16 protein-coding genes are annotated in these 20,676 nt (G+C 74.9%); 11 read left to right on the top strand and 5 right to left on the bottom strand.

From position 1 onward, the window contains the following. Window positions 1-58: 58 nt before the first annotated feature. Complete coding sequence (locus tag ACF061_RS33625) at window positions 59-1,300, bottom strand: FAD-dependent oxidoreductase (RefSeq protein ID WP_392270795.1); 1,242 nt, start codon at window positions 1,298-1,300, stop codon at window positions 59-61. 167 nt (window positions 1,301-1,467) lie between these two features. After that, on the bottom strand, window positions 1,468-2,067 hold the full coding sequence (locus ACF061_RS33620) for a 2'-5' RNA ligase family protein (protein ID WP_392270794.1): 600 nt from the start codon (window positions 2,065-2,067) through the stop codon (window positions 1,468-1,470). A 252-nt stretch (window positions 2,068-2,319) separates the two neighbouring features. On the opposite strand from ACF061_RS33620, the gene ACF061_RS33615 reads away from it, so the two are divergent. From ACF061_RS33615 to ACF061_RS33595, 5 genes are all read left to right on the top strand, one after another. After that, window positions 2,320-3,240: an LLM class F420-dependent oxidoreductase gene (locus ACF061_RS33615; protein ID WP_392270793.1), complete on the top strand. Its 921-nt coding sequence runs from the start codon at window positions 2,320-2,322 to the stop codon at window positions 3,238-3,240. A gap of 172 nt (window positions 3,241-3,412) precedes the next feature. After that, a complete protein-coding gene (locus ACF061_RS33610; RefSeq protein WP_392270792.1) occupies window positions 3,413-3,688 on the top strand; it encodes a hypothetical protein in 276 nt (91 codons plus the stop codon). A gap of 219 nt (window positions 3,689-3,907) precedes the next feature. After that, window positions 3,908-5,587 (top strand): PucR family transcriptional regulator, encoded by a 1,680-nt coding sequence (locus ACF061_RS33605; protein WP_392270791.1) that lies wholly within the window; start codon window positions 3,908-3,910, stop codon window positions 5,585-5,587. A gap of 301 nt (window positions 5,588-5,888) precedes the next feature. Continuing rightward, window positions 5,889-7,244: a diaminopimelate decarboxylase gene (locus ACF061_RS33600; protein ID WP_392270790.1), complete on the top strand. Its 1,356-nt coding sequence runs from the start codon at window positions 5,889-5,891 to the stop codon at window positions 7,242-7,244. 103 nt (window positions 7,245-7,347) lie between these two features. Continuing rightward, window positions 7,348-8,919, top strand: a complete 1,572-nt coding sequence (locus tag ACF061_RS33595) for an amidohydrolase family protein (RefSeq protein ID WP_392270789.1) — start codon at window positions 7,348-7,350, stop codon at window positions 8,917-8,919. A gap of 157 nt (window positions 8,920-9,076) precedes the next feature. Here ACF061_RS33595 and ACF061_RS33590 read toward each other — a convergent pair whose 3' ends face one another. Both ACF061_RS33590 and ACF061_RS33585 read right to left on the bottom strand, forming a co-directional pair. Continuing rightward, complete coding sequence (locus ACF061_RS33590) at window positions 9,077-10,465, bottom strand: MFS transporter (protein ID WP_392270788.1); 1,389 nt, start codon at window positions 10,463-10,465, stop codon at window positions 9,077-9,079. 47 nt (window positions 10,466-10,512) lie between these two features. Further along, window positions 10,513-11,751, bottom strand: a complete 1,239-nt coding sequence (locus ACF061_RS33585; RefSeq protein ID WP_392270787.1) for a M20 family metallopeptidase — start codon at window positions 11,749-11,751, stop codon at window positions 10,513-10,515. A 56-nt stretch (window positions 11,752-11,807) separates the two neighbouring features. Between ACF061_RS33585 and ACF061_RS33580 the strand changes: the two genes are divergently transcribed. The 6 genes from ACF061_RS33580 to ACF061_RS33555 all read left to right on the top strand — a co-directional run bounded on the left by ACF061_RS33580 (window position 11,808) and on the right by ACF061_RS33555 (window position 18,759). Beyond that, window positions 11,808-12,896 (top strand): Lrp/AsnC family transcriptional regulator, encoded by a 1,089-nt coding sequence (locus tag ACF061_RS33580; RefSeq protein ID WP_392270786.1) that lies wholly within the window; start codon window positions 11,808-11,810, stop codon window positions 12,894-12,896. Window positions 12,897-13,123: 227 nt separating this feature from the next. Beyond that, on the top strand, window positions 13,124-13,339 hold the full coding sequence (locus ACF061_RS33575; RefSeq protein WP_392270785.1) for a hypothetical protein: 216 nt from the start codon (window positions 13,124-13,126) through the stop codon (window positions 13,337-13,339). A 467-nt stretch (window positions 13,340-13,806) separates the two neighbouring features. Further along, a complete protein-coding gene (locus ACF061_RS33570) occupies window positions 13,807-15,831 on the top strand; it encodes a phosphocholine-specific phospholipase C (RefSeq protein ID WP_392270784.1) in 2,025 nt (674 codons plus the stop codon). A gap of 193 nt (window positions 15,832-16,024) precedes the next feature. After that, window positions 16,025-16,153: a hypothetical protein gene (locus ACF061_RS33565; RefSeq protein ID WP_392270783.1), complete on the top strand. Its 129-nt coding sequence runs from the start codon at window positions 16,025-16,027 to the stop codon at window positions 16,151-16,153. A 99-nt stretch (window positions 16,154-16,252) separates the two neighbouring features. Next, entirely contained in the window at window positions 16,253-17,596 is a 1,344-nt protein-coding gene (locus ACF061_RS33560; RefSeq protein WP_392270782.1) for a dicarboxylate/amino acid:cation symporter, read from the top strand. Between the two features lie 269 nt (window positions 17,597-17,865). Beyond that, a complete protein-coding gene (locus tag ACF061_RS33555) occupies window positions 17,866-18,759 on the top strand; it encodes an NAD-dependent protein deacetylase (RefSeq protein ID WP_392270781.1) in 894 nt (297 codons plus the stop codon). Between the two features lie 252 nt (window positions 18,760-19,011). Here the strand turns inward: ACF061_RS33555 and ACF061_RS33550 are convergent, their stop codons facing one another. Next, the gene (locus ACF061_RS33550; protein WP_392270841.1) at window positions 19,012-20,532 is read right to left on the bottom strand and encodes an MFS transporter; all 1,521 of its coding nucleotides are present in this window, start codon (window positions 20,530-20,532) and stop codon (window positions 19,012-19,014) included. Window positions 20,533-20,676 lie beyond the last annotated feature (144 nt).

The raw sequence follows: 20,676 nt of genomic DNA, 5'->3' as shown, positions 1-20,676 counted from the left end.
GGAGCCGTCCGCGGCAGGACGGCTGCGGCGGTCGGGGCGAGCGTGAGCGCGGGTGGGCTCAGCGACGGCCGCCGCGAGCGGCGTCCGGTGGACGCTCGCGCAGTGCGCCGTACCCCAGGAAGTAGGCGGGGAGACGGCGGGTCAGCGGCGACCCGGCGAGCAGGCCCGCCGTGCGCCGGGCCCGGTCCGCGCCGCCCAGGGGCTGCTGTCCCCGCAGGATCGGGCCGATGAGCTCGGCGTGGGCCATCCGCTGGAGCGCCTGGGTCGCCACCGTGGTGGGACGGCGGCGGCGCTGTACCGCACGCACGTCGCCCAGGCCCACGGTCCCGCTGCGCAGCGGCTCGACCAGGTGCCGGGCGGCGGCGACGGCGTCCTGCACGGCGAGGTTGATGCCGATGCCGAAGACCGGGGACATCGCGTGGGCGGCGTCGCCGATGCAGAGCAGGCCGGGACGGTGCCAGCGGCGCAGACGGTCCATGCGCACGTCGAGGAACTTGACCTGCTCCCAGGAGCGCAGGACGTCGCAGCGGTCCGCGATCCAGGGAACCGCGGCGGCGAAGCCGGCCGAGAAACGGCCCAGGCCGGCGGCGCGGCGCTCGGCATCACTGCCCTTGGGGATGAGGACGGCGCACTGCCAGTACTCGCCGCGGTCGATCAGCGCGGCCATGAACCGGTCACCCGCGGCGCCGACGAGCCCGCTCGGGTCGTCCTCGTTCCGCGGCAGCCGGAACCACCAGGCGTCCATCGGGCAGTCGAAGCTGCGCAGTCCCAGTTCCGGACGGGAGCGGGCCAGTGATCCGCGGCCGTCGCAGGCGACCGTCAGGTGGGCGCGCAGCTCGCCGTGGCGGCCGTCGGCGTCGCGGTAGCGCACCCCGGTCACCCGTCCGTCCTCGACCAGGAAGGAGGTCGCCTCGGTGCTCATCCGCACCTGGAAGGACGGCTCGCGCCGGGCCTGCTCCACGAGGAGGTCCAGCAGGTCCCACTGGGGCACCATCGCCACGTAGTCGTACGGCCCGCGCAGCACCCCCAGGTCGGCCACCGTGACCATCGACCGGTCGGCCCCGACCGGCAGCCGGACCGTGCGCACCCGCCGCTGGGGCAGCCGGGCGAAGTCCTCGGCCAGGCCCAGGTCGTCAAGAAGTGCCAGCGTGGACGGGTGGACCGTGTCGCCGCGGAAGTCGCGGAGGAAGTCGCCGTGTTTCTCCAGCACCGTCACGGCGATCCCGGCCCGGGCCAGCAGCAGGGCGAGCACCATGCCCGCGGGGCCGCCACCCACCACACAGCACGTGGTCCGATCCATCACTGCCCCGCCTTTCCGGAGAGCGGTAATTCATCGTGTGATGAAAATTTTACCCCTTACCTGCCCGGCGGAACCCGCGGCCGGTGTGCGGGCGACGCCGCTTCCGGCCCGGGGGCGCGCCCGTGCGGGCCGCGGGGCCGTGGGGCTGTGGGTGGGGCGTGCGCCCATCACCGAGGAGAGCTCTCAGCAGGGGGTCGCCGGCGGCACAGGGCGCCGCTGCCCAGGGCCACGGTCGCGCGGACGCGCATCGGGCCGTCCTCCCGGCGTGAGAGCAGCACCACCTCGGTGACCTGGGCGGACAGCGTGCCCAGCCGGGCGGTGCACTCGGCGGCGAGCTCCCTGGGCCGCCGGGACCGGCCCAGGGAGAGATGCGGGGTGAACACGGCGTGGGGACCCGCGCAGCTCGGGAACCGCTCGACGAGCGCCTGCCGGAGTCCGGTCCACGGCGTCGTGCCCGCCGCGGCCGGGTCGAGCCAGACGGTGGCGTACGCCCGGTGGCGGAAGACGCGCACCCCGGCCAGCCGCGCGGCGAAGGGTTCGGTCAGTGCCAGGGCGGCGGACAGCAGCGGGGCCGCCCGGCCGAACTCCTCCTCCGGTACGAATCCGAAGAGCAGATTGACGTGTGGCGGCCACCGTCGCACCTGCGGGTCGTGCTCCCGGCGGATGTCCTGGATCGGCGGCCACAGCTCGGGCGGCGGCAGCCACGCCACCGCCGTGCGCGGCGTCGGCGCGGCGTCCAGGACGGCCTGGGACGGCTCCGTCTCCATGCCGCCATTGTCCACCGCCGCCCTCCCCGTGGCGGCCCGCTCGGTGCGCGGGGACGGGGCCGCCGGGGCGGACCGCGCCTCGGGCCGGCGTGGTCCTCGGCCCCCACGCCTGCCCCACGCTCACCGCGCCCCGGTGCCGGCGGGGCGCCTCGATCCGCCGGACGCCATCGGTCGGCGAGCCGGCGGGACAAGACACGAACTGTTCATACGGAGAGCGGAATCGACGTGTTCCTCAGGGTCGTTGACACCGTCATGACTGTGGGAGCGACCATCGACACGACCGGATCCGCCCTGCCCGTCGAGGAGGTGGTACGTCAGGCTCGCGAGGCGCGGGCGTCCGGCCTGAAGTCCCTCTGGTTCGGCCAGACCTTCGGCTACGACTCCCCGACGATCGCCGCGATCGTCGGCCGGGAGGTACCCGACATCCACCTCGGCACCTCCGCGCTGCCGGTCTTCGGCCGCCATCCGCTGCTCGTCGCCGGCCAGGCCCGCACCGTCCAGGCCGCCACCGGCGGGCGCTACCACCTCGGAATCGCCCTGGGCACCAAGCTGTTCACGGAAGGCGCCTTCGGGCTGCCCTTCGACCGGCCGGTGGCCCGGTTGCGGGAGTTCCTCACGGCGTTGCGTCAGTTGACGGAGTCGGGCCGGGCGGACTTCGAGGGCGAACTGCTCACCGCGCGCACCCCGCTGCCGGCGGCCGTACCCGGCGCCGAGCCACCGGTGCCCTTGCTCGTCGCCGCGATGGGACCGCAGGCGCTGCGGGTCAGCGGCCGGCTCGCCGACGGCATCCTGCCCTACCTCGCGGGGCCCCGGGCCCTGGCGGAGCACATCGTCCCGGCCGTCACCCGCGCCGCCCAGGAGGCGGGCCGTCCCGCACCGCGCGTGGTCGCCTTCGTCCCCGGCGTCGTCACCGGCGAGCCGGACCGGGTGCGCGCCACGGCCCACGAGGCACTCACCTTCTACCAGCAGATCCCGTCCTACGCCCGGGTCATCGAGCAGTCCGGCGCCGCCCACCCCGTCGAACTCGCGGCCATCGGCGACGCCAAGCACCTCGCCGAGACGGTCCGCCGCTATCGCGACGCCGGTGCGACGGAGGTCGTCGTCTCCGGCAGCGAGCTGGGGGGCCGGGACGACCGGCTGCGTACCTGGGAGGCGCTGGGCGAACTGGCCTGACGGTCCCGGCGCGGCCCGCGCGGTGGCGGGGCCGAACCGGCGGGCGCCGACGGTGTACGGCCGCGGCACGGCGCCCGCGCCGGCACCGCGGCCCGTCCACCGGGCGGGTGGGGCGCGACCGCCGGAACCGCCCGCGGGCACCGATGTCAGTGGTGGCTGGGAAGCTGTGGGCATGGACAGGGACGAAGAGCTGCTGCGTGGCCGGGTGTACGGCCAGGACCACGACGACCCCCGTCAGGGGCCGCAGCCCGGCCGCACCTACGCCGAACTGGTGGGCGGGCCGCTGGACGGCCTGTTGCTCGACATAACGGACTGGTCGCCGGGCGACGTCGGCACGGGTGCGGCCCTGCCGACGGAGCTCGGGCGGTTCGGCGCCGGCGGACGGGCGCTGTACGATCCGCGCCCCGGCGACGGACGCCGCTGGGACTGGTCCGGCGACACGCCCTGACGGTCGCTCCGGTGACCGCCGCTCAGGGGCCGGGTGCGCGGCGGGGCCGGGCGTGCGCCCGCGGCCCCCGGGACCGCGGAGCCCGTGGACGGCCGCGGACCGCGGGCGGCGAGAGCCCCGGTACGCCTGTCCGCCCGTGCCCCTGGCGGCCGTCCGCTGCCTCGCCGCTTCTGCGACGATGAGGATCGCCGCAGGTGCGACGGTTGGGAGAACTGGCCGGTGAACGACGTGACCCCGGGTGTCGAGGCCGTGGGCCGAGGCGCGGACGGCGCGACCCTGCGCGCACTGCTGTCCTTCGACGACGGAGAGGCCGTACGCCTGCTGTGCGCGCCGGCCGGTCCGGACACCGCGGTCGGCCGGGTCGCCGTGGGCCTGGACGACCTGGGCGCGGGGCAGGAGGACGCCCTGCTCCTGGCCGTCGGAGCCCCCGCCGTGCCCGAGACGGTCCGGCAGGCCGCCCGGCAGGGTGCCCGCGCCGTCGTCCTGGGTGGCCCGGCGGGCGAGGCGGACGGCCGTGCGGAGCTGGTCGCCGCCGCCGAGGAGAGCGGTGTCGCCCTGCTCGTCCGCGCCGGGGGCGCCGACTGGGCCCAGGTGGCGGCCCTGCTGCGCAGCGCCCTGTCCTACGCCGTCGCGGGGAACGCCGGCCCGGACGGGGCGTCCGGCTCCGGTTCCGGGACGGTTCCCTCGCTCGGTGTGCTCGCGGCCCGGGTGGCCGCCCAGGTGGGGGGTTCCATCACCATCGAGGACACCCGGTTGCGCGTGCTGGCCCATTCCGCCACCGGGGAGGCGGCCGATCCGCTGCGCCGCACCACCATCCTCGGCGGCCGGGTGCCCGAGTGGCGCGTCGCCGAGCTGCGGCACAGCGGTCTGCTGCGCGCCCTGTGGACCTCCTCGGAGGTGATCCACCGGCCGGCCGACGCGGACGGCCCCGAGCGTCTGGTCGTCGCGGTGCGCGGTGGACAGGAGGTGCTGGGCTCCATCTGGGCCGCCGCCGACGGTGGCGCGCTGTCCCCGGACGCCGCCCGGCACCTCAGGACGGCCGCCGGACTCGCGGCACCGCTGCTCGTCGGCGAGCGGCTGCGGGAGAGCGGTACGGCGCACCGCCGTCAGTCCGCGCTGCGCGGCCTGCTGAGCGGTCTCGGCGACCGCCGGACGCACGCCTGGTCGCTGGGCCTGTCCCCGGACGCGGCGTGCGCCGTCGTCGTGGCCGAGCGCCGGAGCGCCGCCGCCGGCGCCGACCGGGGGCTCGACCTCCTCGCCCTGCGGGCCGCGGCGCTGCGTCCGGGCAGCGGGGCGCTGCGCGACGGGGACCGCCTGGCGCTGCTGCTGGTGTGCGACCCCCGGCCGGCGGACCCGGACGAGCGGGAGGAGGACGTCCTCGCCGTCGTCCGCGAACTGGGCCTGCTCGTCCCGGCGGTGCCGGACGCCGCCCCGGTGTGGCTGGGCGCCGGTCCCGTCGTGCCGTCGGTGCGGGCGGCGGAGTCCCGGGAGCGCGCCGAACTGGTCGTACGGGCGCTGCGGGATCGAGAGACCCGCGCCCTGGCCGCCGGCCGGTCCCGGCCGCCGCGGCACTCCGGTCCGGCGGGGGTGGGCACGTCGGTGGAGCTGCTGCGCGTGCTGGACGCCGCGCGGCCGGTGTGGGAGACCGGCTCGGGTCCGGTGCACGAACTGGTGCGCTCGGACCTCGCCGCGGGCGGTGAGCTGCTGCGGACGCTGGCCGCCTACCTCGACACCGGGGGCGACGTACCGGAGGCGGCGCGGCGGCTCGTCGTGCATCCCAACACCCTGCGCTACCGGCTCAGGAGGGTCCGCGAGCGCCATGGTGTCGACCTGGACGATCCGGACACCCGGCTGCTCGTCGCGCTGGCCGCCCGGCTGACCGCTCCCCCGGCCGGGTGACCGGGCCGCCGGCCGGCCCCGGCTCGGCGACCGCGCGGCCCACGGGACCCGTCCGTCCCTGCTCGGGCTCTGGCACCGCGTCTTGCCACGGGTCCGGTCACCGTACCCGCCCGGCGCGTCGGGCGTCGGCCCCGGCCCGGGTTGTGCGGGTGTACGAAGGAAGCGCCCGACTTTGTGGCGCGGTCCGAAGACTCGCACACCGGCCGGGCGCGACGCTGGTGCACGTCCGCCGACCCGTGCCGCCGCGCGCCCGGGCCCCTGCCGTACGCCCGCGCCGCTGTCCGACCGAGGAGACCCCCGGATGTCCACCCCCTCCCGGAACACGCCGAGCCGACTGTCCGTCGAGCGTGCCCTGCGGCACGCCGTGGCCGACGGGATCATCGGTCCCGATCGCCCCGTGGCCGGGTTCGTCGACGTCCAGGGCGTGCGTGACAGCGTCGCCGCTCTGCACGCGGCGTTCGCACACGTGCCCGACGTCCTGCACACCTTCGCCGTGAAGGCCTGCTCCCTCGTCCCGGTGCTGCGGCTGCTGCGCGAGACCGGGATGGGCTGCGAGGTCGCCGGCCCCGGCGAGCTGCGGCTGGCACTGGACGCGGGCCTGGCGCCGGAGCGCATCGTGCTCGACGCTCCCGCCAAGACCCGTACGGAGATCCGGGAGGCCCTCGCCCTGGGCGTCGCGCTGAACGCCGACAACCTCGACGAGCTGGACCGGATCGGCGCCGTGCGCCCGCCCGGGAGCGCCTCCGTGGTCGGACTGCGCGTCAATCCGCAGGTCGGCGGCGGGTCCATCGGCGCCATGAGCACCGCGACACGGCACTCCAAGTTCGGCGTGGCGCTGCGCGACCCGGGCGCCCGTGAACGCGTCGTCGACGCCTTCGCCCGGCGCCCCTGGCTGACCCGGCTGCACGCGCACGTCGGCTCGCAGGGCTGCCCGCTGCCGCTGATCGCCGAGGGGCTGGCCGCCGCCTACCGGCTGGCCGAGGAGATCAACGAGCGGGTCGGCCACCGGCAGGTCACCAGTCTCGACCTGGGTGGCGGGCTGCCGGTGAACTTCGCCGACGACACGGTGGCCCCCACCTACGCCGACTACGTGGCCGCCGTCGAGGCCGTGGAGCCGGGTCTGCTGGACGGACGCTACCGGCTCGTCACGGAGTTCGGCCGCTCGCTGCTCGCCAAGAACGGTTTCGTCGCCGCGGTGGTCGAGTACGTCAAGGACGCCGGCGGCCGGCGCGTCGCCCTGACGCATGCCGGGGCGCAGATCGCCACGCGCACGGTGTTCATGCCCGACGCCTGGCCGCTGCGGGTCTCGGCGCACCGGCCGGACGGGAGCCCGAAGCGGACGCCGGTCGTACGGCAGGACGTGGCCGGCCCCTGCTGCTTCGCCGGGGACGTGGTGGCGCACGATCGTGAGCTGCCCGAGCTGGCCGAGGGCGACATCGTGGTGCTGCGCGACACCGGGGCCTACTACTTCTCGACGCACTGGGCGTACAACAGCCTGCCGCGACCCGCGGTGTACGGCTGCGCCGAGGCGGACGGCCGGGTGGTGTTCGCGACGATCCGGCGCGCGCAGACCATGCGGGAGATCTCCGAGGAGAGCGGCCTGGACCAGGCCGACGCGCTGCTGGGGTCGTTCGCGGCCGAGCGGTCACTGCCGTGACGGGGGCGTCCGGCGTTCCCCGACAATACGTAGCCGAAGCGAGTTCCGTTCCGATCCGCCGGGTGTCCGACCCGGCGGCCCGTGTCCCGGCCGAGGAGCCCCAGTGGTCCACCAGTCCGACGTCCCGCCCCTCGATCTGCTGCTCACCGGCGGCTCGGTGCTCGACGGCACGGGAGCCGACGCCGTCGTGGCGGACGTCGGTGTCCGCGACGGGCGGATCGCCCACCTCGCACCGGCCGGGCCCGGAGCGGCGCCCGCGGCGCGACGCACCGTGGACGCCGCCGGTCTGACCGTGGCGCCGGGCTTCGTCGACCTGCACTCGCACGCCGACTTCACGGTGCTCGCGGACGCGTCGGCCGAGGCCTGTCTGCGTCAGGGCGTGACGACGCTGGCCACCGGGAACTGCGGCATGTCCCCGTTCCCCGCCGCCGCACCGGGCGCGCCGGGACAGTGGGCGGACCTCGGCGTCTTCGCCGCCGCGGTGGACGAGGCCCGGCCCGCGGTCAACATCGCTCCGCTCGTCGGGCACGGCGCGCTGCGTGCCGCGGTGCTCGGCCAGGAGCGGCGCGCCGCGACCCGGGCGGAGCTCGGCCGGATGCGGGGCCTGCTGGCGTCGGCGGCGGAACAGGGCGCCTTCGGGCTGTCGACGGGCCTGATCTACGCGCCCGGGTCCTTCGCCGGCACCGACGAGGTCGTCGCCCTGGCCCGTGAGGCGGCCGGCCGGGGACTGCTGTACGCGACGCACATGCGCGACGAGGGCGACCGGGTCATCGAGGCGCTGGACGAGACCCTGGCCGTGGGGCGGGCCTCGGGCGCGCGGGTCCAGGTGTCCCATCTGAAGGCCATGGGGCCGGCCAACCACGGCAAGGTGCGCCCCGCCCTGGAGCGGATCGCCGCGGCCGCCGCCGGGGGCGTGGACGTGGCGTGCGACGTCTATCCGTACACGGCGTCCTCGACCCGGCTGACCTCCCGGTTGCCGGACTGGGCGATGGACGGGGGCGCGCCCGCGCTGCTGGAGCGGCTGGCGGACCCGGTGGTCCGGCGGAAGGTGCTGTCCGAGGTGCGCGAGGCGGTCGGCCGGACCTTCCTGCCCGAGGGGGTGGTCATCGCCCAGGTGCTGCCCGGTCCCTACGCGGGCCGGGTCGGCGACAGCGTCGCGGACATCGCCCGTGACGAGGGCGTGGAGCCCGCCGAGGCGGTGCTGCGCGTGCTGGCGGCACACCAGGGCGAGGCCATGATCGTCAACCACGCGATGGCGGATGCGGACGTGGACGCGGTCCTGCGCCACCCGGACACCGCGGTGGCCTCCGACGGCTGGGTGCTGAGCGCGCCCGGCGACGGGCATCCGCATCCGCGCAACTTCGGGACGTTCGCGCGCGTGCTGGGGCACTACACGCGCGAGCGCCGGGTCCTCGGCCTGGCCGACGCGGTGCGCAGGATGACATCGCTGCCGGCCTCGCGGCTGGGTCTGACGGACCGTAGCACGGTGGCGGTCGGCGCGGTCGCGGACCTGGTGGTCTTCGATCCGGACGCGGTCGCCGACCGGGCCACCTACGCCGAGCCGTGGCAGTACGCCACCGGGGTGCGGGACGTGTTCGTGGCGGGCGAGCAGGTGCTGGCGGGCGGTGCGGCCACCGGCGCCCGGCCGGGCCGCGCGCTGGCGCGCCCGGCCTGACGGCCGGTCCCGTGGTGGCGCGGGGCCCGGGCCGTGCGGCCGGCCGGACACGCCGGCCGCCGGACCGCTCGCGCCGGACGCCACGCGGCCGGACGCCCGCTGCCGCGGTTGCCCGGCCTCTGACCCACCGGTTCCTCCGCCGTCCGGGCCAGGGGCCTCACGCCGGGCCCGCGCCGCCCGGCTCGCCCGGCCGCCGGCCCAGCAGCGCCGCCCCGGCGCCGCCCAGCGCGCACACGGCGCACGCCAGCCACACCCCTACGTACGCCCCCTCGCCGGGGGTGGCGCCGGCCCCGGCCGCCGACGCGGCCAGGAGCGCGGCGATGAGGCCGCTCGCGACCGACCCGCCGAACGACTTCACGTTGTTGTAGAGCGCGGTGGCCACGCCGCCGCGCGTCGGGTCGGCGGCCTCGACGACCACCGTCGGCATGGCGCTCAGGGCGATGCCCAGGCCGAGACCGGCCAGCAGCTTGGTCGCCACGATCTCCCACAGCACCGCGTGCCGTGCCGCCAGGATCGCGAAGCCGGCCGCGACGAGCACGAACGCCCAGGCCAGGACCTGCCGGTAGCCGATCCGCCGGGCCAGTGCGACGGTGACCGCGGAGCCGACGACGGCCGCGACGACGGCGGGCAGCAGGGTGAGGGAGATACTCGTCGAGGAGAGCGCGAATCCGTAGCCCGCCGTGCGCGGGTCGGCCGCGAGGAAGGTCGCGTCGGGCGCCTGGCTCGCGAAGTAGACCACGCCGAACGCGCAGCCCGCGAGGTAGAACGGCCCGGCCCGGCGGTCCGCCAGGGACCGGACGTCGACCATCGGGTGCGGGGTGCGCAGTTCCACCCGCACCCACCAGGCGAGCAACAGGACACCGGTCACCACTGCGAGCACCACGCTCGGCCCGACCCCCTCCTCCCGCTCCAGCGCGAAGACCCCGAGCAGGAGGGCGGTCGCGCCCGAGGCGAGCAGGGCGAAGCCGGGCCAGTCCGTCGCCCCGGCGCCGCCGTGCGGCGGCGACTCGGGTACGGCCGTGAAGGACAGCGGCACGCAGAGCGCCGCCAGGGCGGCGGGGATCAGCAGTGCGGTCCGTACGCCGCCCAGCGCGCCGGCCGCCGCACCCATCACGGCCGCCCCCAGCAGTCCGCCCACGGTGAGCGCGCCGACCAGACGGGCGATCGCCCGGCGGGCGTCGGCCACCGACAGCCGGCTGCGCACCAGGGCGATCTCCAGCGGCAGCAGGGCCACCAGTGGGCCCTGCAGCGCGCGCCCGGTCCACAGCAGGGCGGGCGTGGGCGCCAGGGCGACCAGCAGCGAACCGGCCGCGACGCAGCCGAGCGCGACGCGCAGCAGGCGGCGATGGCCGTGCAGGTCGCCGAGCCTGCCGAACAGCGGCACGCACACGGTGGCGGCCAGCAACTGCACCGCCCCGACCCAGTTGGCCGCCGAGTCGCCGAGGCGGTAGGCGTCGGCGAGATCCGGCAGCAGCGGGGTGACGCCCATCTGCGTGAAGCCGCTCATCACTTCGAACAGGACGAGCAGGCCGACCGCCGCGGTCACCGAAGTCTCCCCCTCGGACCCTCGTGTGCGGGGCGCGGCGGCGCCTGTCATGGTGTCACCGCCGCGGTCTCCCCACCCGGCCGGCGGTCCGCGGCGGCGCGCCGCAGGCGTCCGGCGGCGAGGTTGGCCAGCAGCGCCGCGGCCACGGGCAGGACACCGTCGTCGAAGGAGGCGTCCGGGGAGTGGTTCATCGGCGCGGTGGCGGGGGCGCGGTCGGCGGGACAGGCGCCGACCCCCAGGAAGGCGCCGGGCACCCGCTCCAGGACGTAGGAGAAGTCCTCCGAGCCGGAGATCGGCTGCGGTGCCAGCAACGTCCGCCCGGGCCCGAGGAGTTGTTCGGCGACACCGGTGGCGAACGCCGTCTCGGCCGGGTCGTTCACGGTGACCGGGTAGCCGTCCTGGTAGTCGACGTCGGCCCGCACGCCGTGCGCGTCGGCGATGCCCCGCACGGTGCGCAGGACCGCCTCGCGCACCTGGGCGCGGACGGTTTCGGAGACGGTGCGGACCGTCGCCCTGAACGTCGCCGTCTCGGGGATGACGTTGCGGGCGTCGCCGGCGTGCAGGGATCCGACGGTGAGGACGGCGGGGTCGAACACGTCGACGGTGCGGGTCACCATGGTCTGCAGCGCCGTGACCATCTCGCAGACCACGGTGATCGGGTCCTGGGCGGTGTGCGGGGAGGACCCGTGGCCGCCGCGGCCGGTGACGGTGACGTCGAAGCCGTCGGAGGCGGCGAGCACGGTGCCGGGGCGGGTGGCCACGACCCCGGCGGGCAGGGTGTTGGCGAGGACGTGCAGGGCGTAGGCGGCGACGACGCGTCGGCCCGCCGCGTCGAGGACGCCCTCGTCGATCATGAGGCGGGCGCCGCCGTGGCCCTCCTCGCCGGGCTGGAACATGAGGACGACGTCCCCGGCGAGGTCGTCCCGTCGCTCGGCCAGCAGCCGGGCGGCGCCGACCAGTGCGCTGACGTGCAGGTCGTGTCCGCAGGCGTGCATGGCGCCGGGGTGGCGGGACGCGTAGGGCAGCCCGGTGGTCTCCTGCACCGGCAGTGCGTCCATGTCGGCCCGGAGCAGCACGGCGGGGCCGGGCCTGCCACCGCGCAGGACGGCGGTGACCGAACTGAGGGCCGTGCCGGTGGTGATCTCCAGGGGGAGCCCGTCGAGCGCGGCGAGCACGGTGGTCTGTGTCCGCGGCAGGTGCAGTCCGAGTTCGGGTTCCTGGTGCAGGGTGCGGCGCAGCCGCCGCAGGTCGTCGGTGAGCGCGTGGGCATCGGTGAGCTGGAACATGGCGGGTATCCTGCGGCCAGGAACCACTTCGCCCCCTGTTACGCCTGGATCCGCCGATGTTCATCGACCGTTTGCCGGAAACGACCGTGCTGGACGAGCTGGACGTCAGGCTCGTGTCGGTGTTGCAGGGCAGCCCCCGCGCCGACTGGAAGCAGGTCGGCGCGGCTCTGGAGGTGGACCCGTCGACCGCGGCGCGCCGGTGGGGGCGGCTGTCGGCGGCGGGCCACGCGTGGTTCAGCTGCTATCCGGTCAGCATCGAGGGTCTGCCGCTGATCGTGGCCTTCATCGAGATCGACTGCGTGCCGGGGCGGTTGTACGAGGTCGCGGCGGAACTGGCCGCGGATCCGCACGTGTTCACCGTCGAGCACGTCACCGGCGGCCGGGACCTGGTGCTCACCTGTGTGTTCGGCAGTCTGGCGGAGCTGGCCCGCTACACCGGGATGCGTGTCGGCGCGTTGCCCGGTGTGGCCGCGGGGCGCACGCAGATCGCCACGGCCCTGCACACGGAGGGCAGTCGCTGGCGTCTGGACAGGCCCGCCGCGGCTCCCCGGCGCGGTGCGGTGCGGGTGGCGGTCGGCGCGGAGCCCGGCCGGTCGGCGGTGCGTCGGGAGGAGCAGGGGCTGGTGCGGGCGCTGGCCGACGACGCGCGGCAGAGCGTGGCCGACCTGGCCCGGCGGACCGGGCTGAGCCCGACGACGGTGCGCCGGCGGCTGCGCCGGCTGGAGGAGTCACGGGCGCTGGTGTTCCGCTGCGAGGTGGCCCGCGGTCTGTCGGGCTGGCCGGTCAGCGTCAGCCTGTGGTGCGCGGCGCCGCCGGCCGAGACGGCCCGGATCACCGCGCATGTGTCGGCGATGCGCGAGATCCGGCTGTGCGCCTCGCTGTCGGGGCCGCACAATCTGCTCTTCGCCGCCTGGCTGCGCTCGATCGACGACCTGCACGCCTTCGAGTCACGGCTGGTAGCGCCGTTCCCGGAACTGACGGTCGCCGACCGGGCGGTGACCCTGTGGCCGGTGAAGCTGGCCGGTCACCTGCTCGATCCCTCGGGCCGGCGGCTGGGGTCCGTGCCGCTGGGGCGCTGGGACGAATCGGCGGTCGCGGCACAGGAGTCGGAGCTGCTCGGGCGGCTGCTCGGGCCCCGGGGCTGAGGGCGGTGCCGGGCCCGTGCTCGTCCTGGTCCCCGCCCTGTCCGCTCCTCGTGGCCGTCGCCCCTCCCTCCCCCGGTCTGCCGTCCGCGGCCCGCGGGCGGCCTCGGCTGCGGAATTCGGGGAGGCGGTGTTCGTACCGGAGAAGGGGGAACGGAGACTTGGTCACGGTGACCGCGGAAGCGGTGACGCGGTCCGCCCGAACGGGGCGCCGCGGAAGGAGGGGACCGGTGAGTGAGCAGCAGGGCCGCGACTGGGTGGGGATGGCGCCGGCGGACTTCGACCTGGACGCGCCGCTGCGCCTGGCCGTGAGCGGTGGGCCCGTCCCGGTGCCGGCGGAGCCCGACGACTGCGGCACGCAGCCGCTCTTCGGCGAGGAGCCGCCGGCCCGTCTGCCGGGCCGCCGCCGTTCCCGGCGGCCCGTTCAGCAGGACCGGCTCTTCTGACCGTCCGGCCGGCGCTCGACGGCCCGGCCGTCGGGCAGTCCGGCCGGCCGGGGCCGGGGCCGGCCGCCTGGTCCGCCCGGCCGGCGAAGACACGCTCACGCCGGACGCGCTCCCCCGCGTTTCGGGCGGGACCGGGGCCCTGGCCGACGGCAGGCTGACGGCGCGGACCCGTGGCCGTCAGCGGTCAGCGGTCAGCGGTCAGCGGTCAGCGGTCAGCGGTCAGCGGTCAGCGGTCAGCGGTCAGCGGTTCGAGCGTCGGGTGGCCGGCGCACGCGGTGGCAGGAGTTCCGCCGGCCCGGCCTCCGCTCCGCCGGGCCGGGCACGGTCGCCGGCGGACGGGCGCGGTGCGGGGCACCGTCTCCGGCTGTTCAGCTCGATCTCACTCGCCGGTCTGGCGTTGCCCCACCGGCTCGGGCACCCTGTGCGCGGTGTGCCGCAGGGGCACTCCGGCGACGAGGGTGGGGCGAATGACACCGATCAGCCGACGAGGCTTCGTGGGGTTCGGCGCTTCCGTGGCGGCGGGCGCGGCGCTGGGCGCGGGGACGCGGACGGCGGCCGCGGCCCCGAGCGCCGCGACCGGCACCATCCGGGACGTGCGGCACGTGGTGGTCCTGATGCAGGAGAACCGCAGCTTCGACCACTACTTCGGCCGTCTGAAGGGAGTGCGCGGCTTCGACGACCGCAGCGGCATCACGCTCGCGGGCGGCCGTTCGGTCTTCGACCAGCCGAACGGCGCGGGCCGGCAGTACCCGTGGAAGCTCAGCGCCACCCCGGCCGCCGGCGGCAAGGACGGCGAGACACTGGCCCAGTGCAACGGCGACCTGCCGCACTCGTGGGCCTCGCAGCACTCCGCGTGGAACAAGGGCCGTCTGGACAACTGGGTCTCGGGAGTCGGCAACGTGCGCTCCCTCGGCTATCTGGACCGCTCCGACATCCCCTTCCACTACGCGCTCGCCGACGCCTACACGATCTGCGACGCCTACTTCTGCTCCACCCTCAGCGCCACCGGCCCCAACCGCACGTACCTGTGGAGCGGCAAGGTCGACGCCTCCAGTTACGACGGCGGCGACGAGTCGGGCCTGACCTGGCAGAACTACGCCGAGGCGCTCCAGGCCGCCGGAGTGACCTGGAAGGTGTACCAGAACGCGCAGGACAACTACGGGGACAACGGCTGCGCCTACTTCAAGAACTTCACGAACGCCCGTCCCGGCGACCCGCTGTACGACCGGGGCATGTCCTCCGTGCCCCGGGTCACCGGCTCGACCCCGGACGACATCGCCGCCGCCATCAAGGCGGACGTCCTGGCCGGCACGCTCCCCCAGGTCTCCTGGGTGGTGCCGAACCAGGCCTTCTCCGAGCACCCCTACGCCACGCCCGGCGACGGTGCTCATTTCGTCCACCTGGTCTACCAGGCCCTGGCCGCCGACCCGGACGTCTTCGACTCGACGGTCCTGTTCCTCAACTACGACGAGAACGACGGCTACTTCGACCACGTTCCGCCTCCGGCGCCGCCCGCGGGCACGGCCGGCGAGTTCCTGGGCGGCGTGCCCTACGGGTTCGGGTTCCGCGTTCCGATGGTCGTCATCTCGCCCTGGACGCGCGGCGGCTGGGTCTCCTCGGAGGTCTTCGAGCACTCCTCGGTGCTGCGCTTCCTGGAGACCTGGACGGCGGCCCTGGGCAAGCCGGCGAAGTGCCCCAACATCAGCGAGTGGCGGCGCCGGGTCAGCGGCGACCTGACCGGGGTCTTCGACTTCGCCAACCCGGTGCGCGGCACCGTCGCCCTGCCCGCGACGAGCGTCATCGGCTACGCGACCTGCGGCCCGCTGCCCAACCCGGTGCCCACCACCAACGCGCTGCCCGCCCAGGAACCCGGCACCCGGCCGGCCCGCGCGCTGCCCTACCAGCCCAACGGGTACCTGGACCGCCTGGAGTTCGGCTCGAACGGCAAGGTCCTCGCCTGGTTCGCCATGGCCAACCAGGGCGCGCCGGCCTCCCGGGCGGCCCACTTCTCCATCCACCCCAACGCCTACCGCGACAGCACGCCCTGGCAGTACACGGTCGACGCGGGCGGCACCGCCTCCGACTACTTCAACATCGGCTCCGGGTACGGCGACGGCAGGTACGACTTCACGATGGCGGGCCCCAACCGCTTCCTGCGCCGCTTCCGCGGCGACGCGACCAAGGCCGGCGGATCGGCCGAGGTGAGCACCCGTTACGCGGTCGCGGCGGACACCGGGAAGCTCGCGCTCTGGTTCAGGATGACGAACTCCGGGACCGCTCCGGTGACGTTCACCATCACCTCCGGCCACTACCGCGGCGACGGCCCCTGGACGTACGCCGTTCCCGCGGGCGCCACGGCGGAGGACCACTTCAACGCCGTCGCCTACCAGAACGGCTGGTACGACTTCACGGTCACCGTCGACTCCGACACGACCTGGTCGCGCCGGTTCACCGGGCACCTGGAGACCGGCGCCCCCAGCGTCAGCGGCTGACGGCGGCGGGCCGGGGCCGCCGGGACCGGGCGGCCCCGGCGACACCGCATCGGTGCGGGCACCGCGGTCCGGCCCGCCCGCTCGCGCGGGCCCGGACCGCGGAAGCGGGGTCCGGGACCGGCCGGCCGCTCCACCGCGCCCTCCCAAAGATTCGCTTTGATGTTCTCAAAGTACAAGTGTTAACGTTTCTGTCATGAAGACAGCAGCCGCGCACCGCGCCGACGCCTCATGGGGCGCCGGCCGCGCCGCCATGGGCGTTTCGCTCGTGGCGCGCCTGCATGTCGACCTCTGCCGCTGCATGTCCGCGGCTTGTCGCGCCTGATCGCGAATCCCCGATGCAGCGGCGCCGTTGACACTTCCTCGCGGTCGCCGTTTCCTGCACGTTACCGCTCATCCTTCCCCGCGCGTCCCCCACTGGAGTGTGTCCGTGTCCACGAGCACCGCTGATCCGAAGCCCGCGAAGTCCGGCTTCCGGATACCCGTCCCGTTCTGGGCCCAGGTCCTGCTCGGCCTCGTCGTCGGCCTGGTCCTCGGCTACGTGGCCCGTACCTACGACGTGTCCTGGCTCGCCACCACCCTCGACAAGGTGGGCGGCATCTTCGTGCAGCTCCTGAAGCTGGCCGTGGCCCCGCTGGTCTTCTTCGCGATCATGGTGTCCATCACCAACCTGCGGAAGGTCAACAACGCGGCGCGCCTGGCCGGCCGCACCCTGCTCTGGTTCATGATCACTTCGCTGATCGCGGTGGTCATCGGACTGGTCATCGGGCTGGTCTCCAACCCCGGCTCGGGCTCCGACCTCACCGCCGCCGACGGCGCCAAGCCGGACCACGCCGGCAGCTGGCTCGACTTCCTCACCGGCATCATCCCGACGGACGTCGTCACGCCGTTCACCGAGCTCAACGTCCTGCAGATCGTCTTCATGGCGGTCGTCGCCGGTATCGCCGTCCTGAAGATCGGCCCGAAGGCCCAGCCGGTCCTCACCCTCTCCGAGTCCATCCTGGAGCTGCTGCAGAAGGCCCTGTGGTGGGTGATCCTGCTCGCCCCGATCGGCTCCGCCGGCCTCATCGGCCGCGCGATCGTGCAGTACGGCTGGAACCTGCTCGGCAACTACGCGACCTTCACCGCCGACATCTACATCGGCTGCGCCCTGGTCCTGTTCGGCGTCTACCCGCTGCTGCTCGCCTCCGTCGCCAAGCTGAACCCGGTGCAGTTCTTCAAGGGCGCCTGGCCCGCCATCCAGCTCGCGTTCGTCTCCCGCTCCTCGGTCGGCACCATGCCGGTCACCCAGCAGTCGGCGATCCGCCTCGGCGTCCCGAAGGACTACGCCTCCTTCGCCGTGCCGTTCGGCGCGACGACCAAGATGGACGGCTGCGCGGCCATCTACCCGGCCATCTCGGCGATCTTCGTGTCCCAGATCTTCGACGTGCAGCTCGGCGTCAAGGAGTACCTGCTCATCGCCTTCGTCTCGGTGATCGGCTCGGCGGCCACCGCCGGTCTGACGGGCGCGACCGTCATGCTCACGCTCACCCTGTCCACCCTCGGCCTGCCGATGGAGGGCGTGGGCCTGCTGCTGGCGATCGACCCGATCCTGGACATGATGCGCACCGCCACCAACGTCGCGGGCCAGGCCCTCATCCCGGTCATCGTCTCCGCCCGGGAGAAGATCCTGGACCGTGCGAAGTACGACAACGCGTCGGCCTCGCCGATCGACGACATGGAGAGCGTCTACAGCGAGCCGCAGCCCGCCGCGTCGGCGGCCGCCTGACGTTCCCGGATCCGGCTGTCCCCGGCCGGGGTCCTCGACTCCGGGCCGCCGTGGGACGCCGGGCCCGACCCGCCTCCTCAGCCCTGCCGGCCACAGCCGGCAGGGCTGAGCGCTGTCAGGGGCCGGCACGGCCCCCGGGCAGCGCCCGGGTTCGCACAGCTGGGCGGCGGGCAGCCGCGGACCGTACGGGGCGCGGGCGTCGACGGTCGGACGACGGGCGGGGCGGACGCTCACCGGCGGCCCGTCCGCCCGCGGCGTACGCTGCGCGCATGGACGCACGCGCGCTGCCCGATCCGCCGACTGCCGCCACCGCGCGACCGCGGTCGGCGTCCGCCGACGCCGACCGGCTCTCGGCGGTCGAACGGCTCCTGGCCGACGGGCGCGTCCTCGTGCTCAGCGGCGCCGGCATCTCCACCGAGTCCGGCATCCCCGACTACCGCGGGCCCACCGGCAGCCGTCGCCGGCACACCCCGATGACCTTCCAGGAGTTCACGGGCAGCGCGGAGAACCGCCGCCGCTACTGGGCCCGCAGCCATCTCGGCTGGGAGACGATCGACCGGGCGCGGCCGAACGCCGGGCACCGCGCCGTCGCCCGCCTCGCCTCGGCGGGGCACGTGTCCGGCGTCATCACGCAGAACGTGGACGGCCTGCACGCGGCGGCCGGCACCCCCGAGGCAGTCGAACTGCACGGAAGCCTCCACCGGGTCATCTGTCTGACCTGTGGGAACACCGTCTCCCGCGCACACCTGGACCAGCGGCTGCGGGAGGCCAACCCCGGCTTTCGCGACATCGCCGCCCGGGTCAACCCGGACGGCGACGCGGATCTCGCCCGTGAGCAGGAAGCGGACTTCCGCCCGGTGCCCTGTCAGGTGTGCGGCACCGGAACGCTCAAGCCGGACGTCGTCTTCTTCGGCGAGAGCGTCCCGAAGCCGCGTGTCGCCCGCTGCTACGAGATGGTCGACGCCGCGGCGGCGCTGCTGGTGGCCGGTTCCTCGCTGACGGTGATGTCCGGCCTGCGGTTCGTGCGGCGCGCGGCGAAGCAGGGCAAGCCGGTCGCGATCGTCAACCAGGGCCCGACCCGCGGCGACGCCCTGGCCCGCGTGCGGCTCGAACTGCCCCTGGGCGTCACGCTCACGCGGCTGGCCGACCGCCTCGGCGCGTAGGGCCTGTCGTCGCGTCCCCGCCCGCACCGCGACGCCTGGCACGCTCCCGGGAGCCCTCCGGGCAGAAGGTACCCGTACTCGCCGCCCCGGGCGCATGCCCGGGCACGTCCGGTACGAGGGCTTGCGGCCGGCACTCCCCCGGCCTTCGGCCCGGTCCCGGGGTACGCGCCGGACGCGCGCAGACGCGCTTCGGACGACGGGGTCTCGACGGCGGGCTCCAAAGGCGGCGCACGGGTCGGGCGGGCGGCGGCCTCAGGCCGCCTTCCGGGTGGCGCGGTAGAGCGCCTCGGACGTGGCGAGCAGTTCGCTCCGCTCCTGAACCGAACCGACCATCGGCCGGGAGCCGTCGAGCGGCACCTGGGCGGTCTCCGGCAGGAACCTCACGGTCACCAGGCCGATGGCACCGGCCGCCATCAGATAGTAGGCGGGCATCATGACGTCCCCGGTGATGCCGACCAGCGCCGCGGTGACCAGCGGGGTGGTGCCGCCGAACGCGGCGACGGCGAAGTTGAAGCCGATGCCCATGGCCGCGTAGCGGACCGCGGTGGGGAAGAGCGCGGGCAGGGTGGCGGCGCTCGGCGCGGCGAAGCAGGCCAGCAGCGTGGACAGGATCAGCACCCCGAGGACCGGCGGCCAGGTGCCGTGCATCCTGATCAGCAGGAAGGCGGGGACGGCGAGGACGATCATCGCCGCCGCCGCGACCGCGTAGACCGGGCGGCGGCCCACGTGGTCGCTGAGCCTGCCGATGAAGGTGATGAGCAGCACGATCCAGACCATGCCGATCAGCACCAGGAGGTCGGCGGAGCCGCCGGCGCGGTGCAGGGTCTCGGTCTGGTAGGTGGGCAGGTAGCCGGTCACCATGTAGTTGGTGACGTTGTACAGGAGCACGATGCCCATACAGGTGAGCAGGGCCGCCCAGTGCCTCCTCACGATGGTCCTGAACTCGCTGCCCGCCGACTTCTGGGCGAGGCTCTTCTCGTGCTCGTCGAGCTGCTGCTGGAAGGCGGGCGACTCCTCCAGCCTCAGTCGCATGTACAGGCCGATGACGCCGAGCGGGCCGGCGATCAGGAACGGCAGGCGCCAGCCCCACGCGAGCATCTGGGCGTCGGTGAGGACGAGGTTCAGCACGGTGACCAGGGCGGAGCCCAGCGCGTACCCGACGAAGGTGCCGAAGTCGAGCCAGCTGGAGAGGAAACCGCGCCGGCGGTCGGGGGAGTACTCGGCCACGAACGTGGTGGCGCCGCCGTACTCGCCGCCGGTGGAGAAGCCCTGGACCATACGGGCGAGCAGCAGGAGCACGGGCGCGGCGATGCCGATGGTCGCGTAACCGGGGATGAGGCCGATGGCGAACGTGCCGATCGCCATCATGATCATGGTGGTGGCGAGGACCTTCTGCCGGCCGAGGCGGTCGCCGAGGGGGCCGAACACCAGGCCGCCCAGCGGTCTCACCACGAAGGCCGCCGCGAAGGTCGCGAAGGACGAGATCACCTGGGCGCCCGGTGAGGCGCCGGGGAAGAAGACCTTCCCGATGGTGGCGGCGAGGTAGCTGTAGACCCCGAAGTCGAACCACTCCATGCAGTTGCCGAGCGCGGAGGCGCCGACCGCCCGCCTGAGCAGCGGCGGCTCGACGACCTGGACGTCCTCCTCCTCCAGGGCACGCCCCTTCCGCCGGAGCCTGCGGGTCAGCTCTTCGCGCACCTGCCGCGGCGCCGCCGCGACGGTCTCGCGCGGCCCTTCGGTACCGGAGGGGCCGGCCTGCCCTTCGGGTGTCACATCCGCCACCACACCACCATGTCCCGTTCACCCGGTTTTGTAACGTACCGGTGGGTCGCGGAGGAGCGGCGAGCGGTGTGTCCGGGCTGCCGCCCGGCTCGGACCGCCTCAGGCGGGGAGCCGTTTCGGGAAGGGGGAGCCGGC

The organism is Streptomyces sp. NPDC015220 (assembly GCF_043079345.1).
In the GTDB taxonomy this organism is placed as follows: Bacteria; Actinomycetota; Actinomycetes; order Streptomycetales; family Streptomycetaceae; genus Streptomyces.
Note: the sequence above shows the minus strand (reverse complement) of the source record. Positions and strands in the feature narration are given on the sequence as shown.

Coding starts and splice junctions, on each gene's coding strand:
- ACF061_RS33625 (WP_392270795.1), bottom strand. CDS start 1,300: ATGGATCGGACCACGTGCTGTGTGGTGGGTGGCGGCCCCGCGGGCATG.
- ACF061_RS33620 (WP_392270794.1), bottom strand. CDS start 2,067: ATGGAGACGGAGCCGTCCCAGGCCGTCCTGGACGCCGCGCCGACGCCG.
- ACF061_RS33615 (WP_392270793.1), top strand. CDS start 2,320: ATGACTGTGGGAGCGACCATCGACACGACCGGATCCGCCCTGCCCGTC.
- ACF061_RS33610 (WP_392270792.1), top strand. CDS start 3,413: ATGGACAGGGACGAAGAGCTGCTGCGTGGCCGGGTGTACGGCCAGGAC.
- ACF061_RS33600 (WP_392270790.1), top strand. CDS start 5,889: ATGTCCACCCCCTCCCGGAACACGCCGAGCCGACTGTCCGTCGAGCGT.
- ACF061_RS33585 (WP_392270787.1), bottom strand. CDS start 11,751: ATGTTCCAGCTCACCGATGCCCACGCGCTCACCGACGACCTGCGGCGG.
- ACF061_RS33580 (WP_392270786.1), top strand. CDS start 11,808: ATGTTCATCGACCGTTTGCCGGAAACGACCGTGCTGGACGAGCTGGAC.
- ACF061_RS33570 (WP_392270784.1), top strand. CDS start 13,807: ATGACACCGATCAGCCGACGAGGCTTCGTGGGGTTCGGCGCTTCCGTG.
- ACF061_RS33565 (WP_392270783.1), top strand. CDS start 16,025: ATGAAGACAGCAGCCGCGCACCGCGCCGACGCCTCATGGGGCGCCGGC.
- ACF061_RS33555 (WP_392270781.1), top strand. CDS start 17,866: ATGGACGCACGCGCGCTGCCCGATCCGCCGACTGCCGCCACCGCGCGA.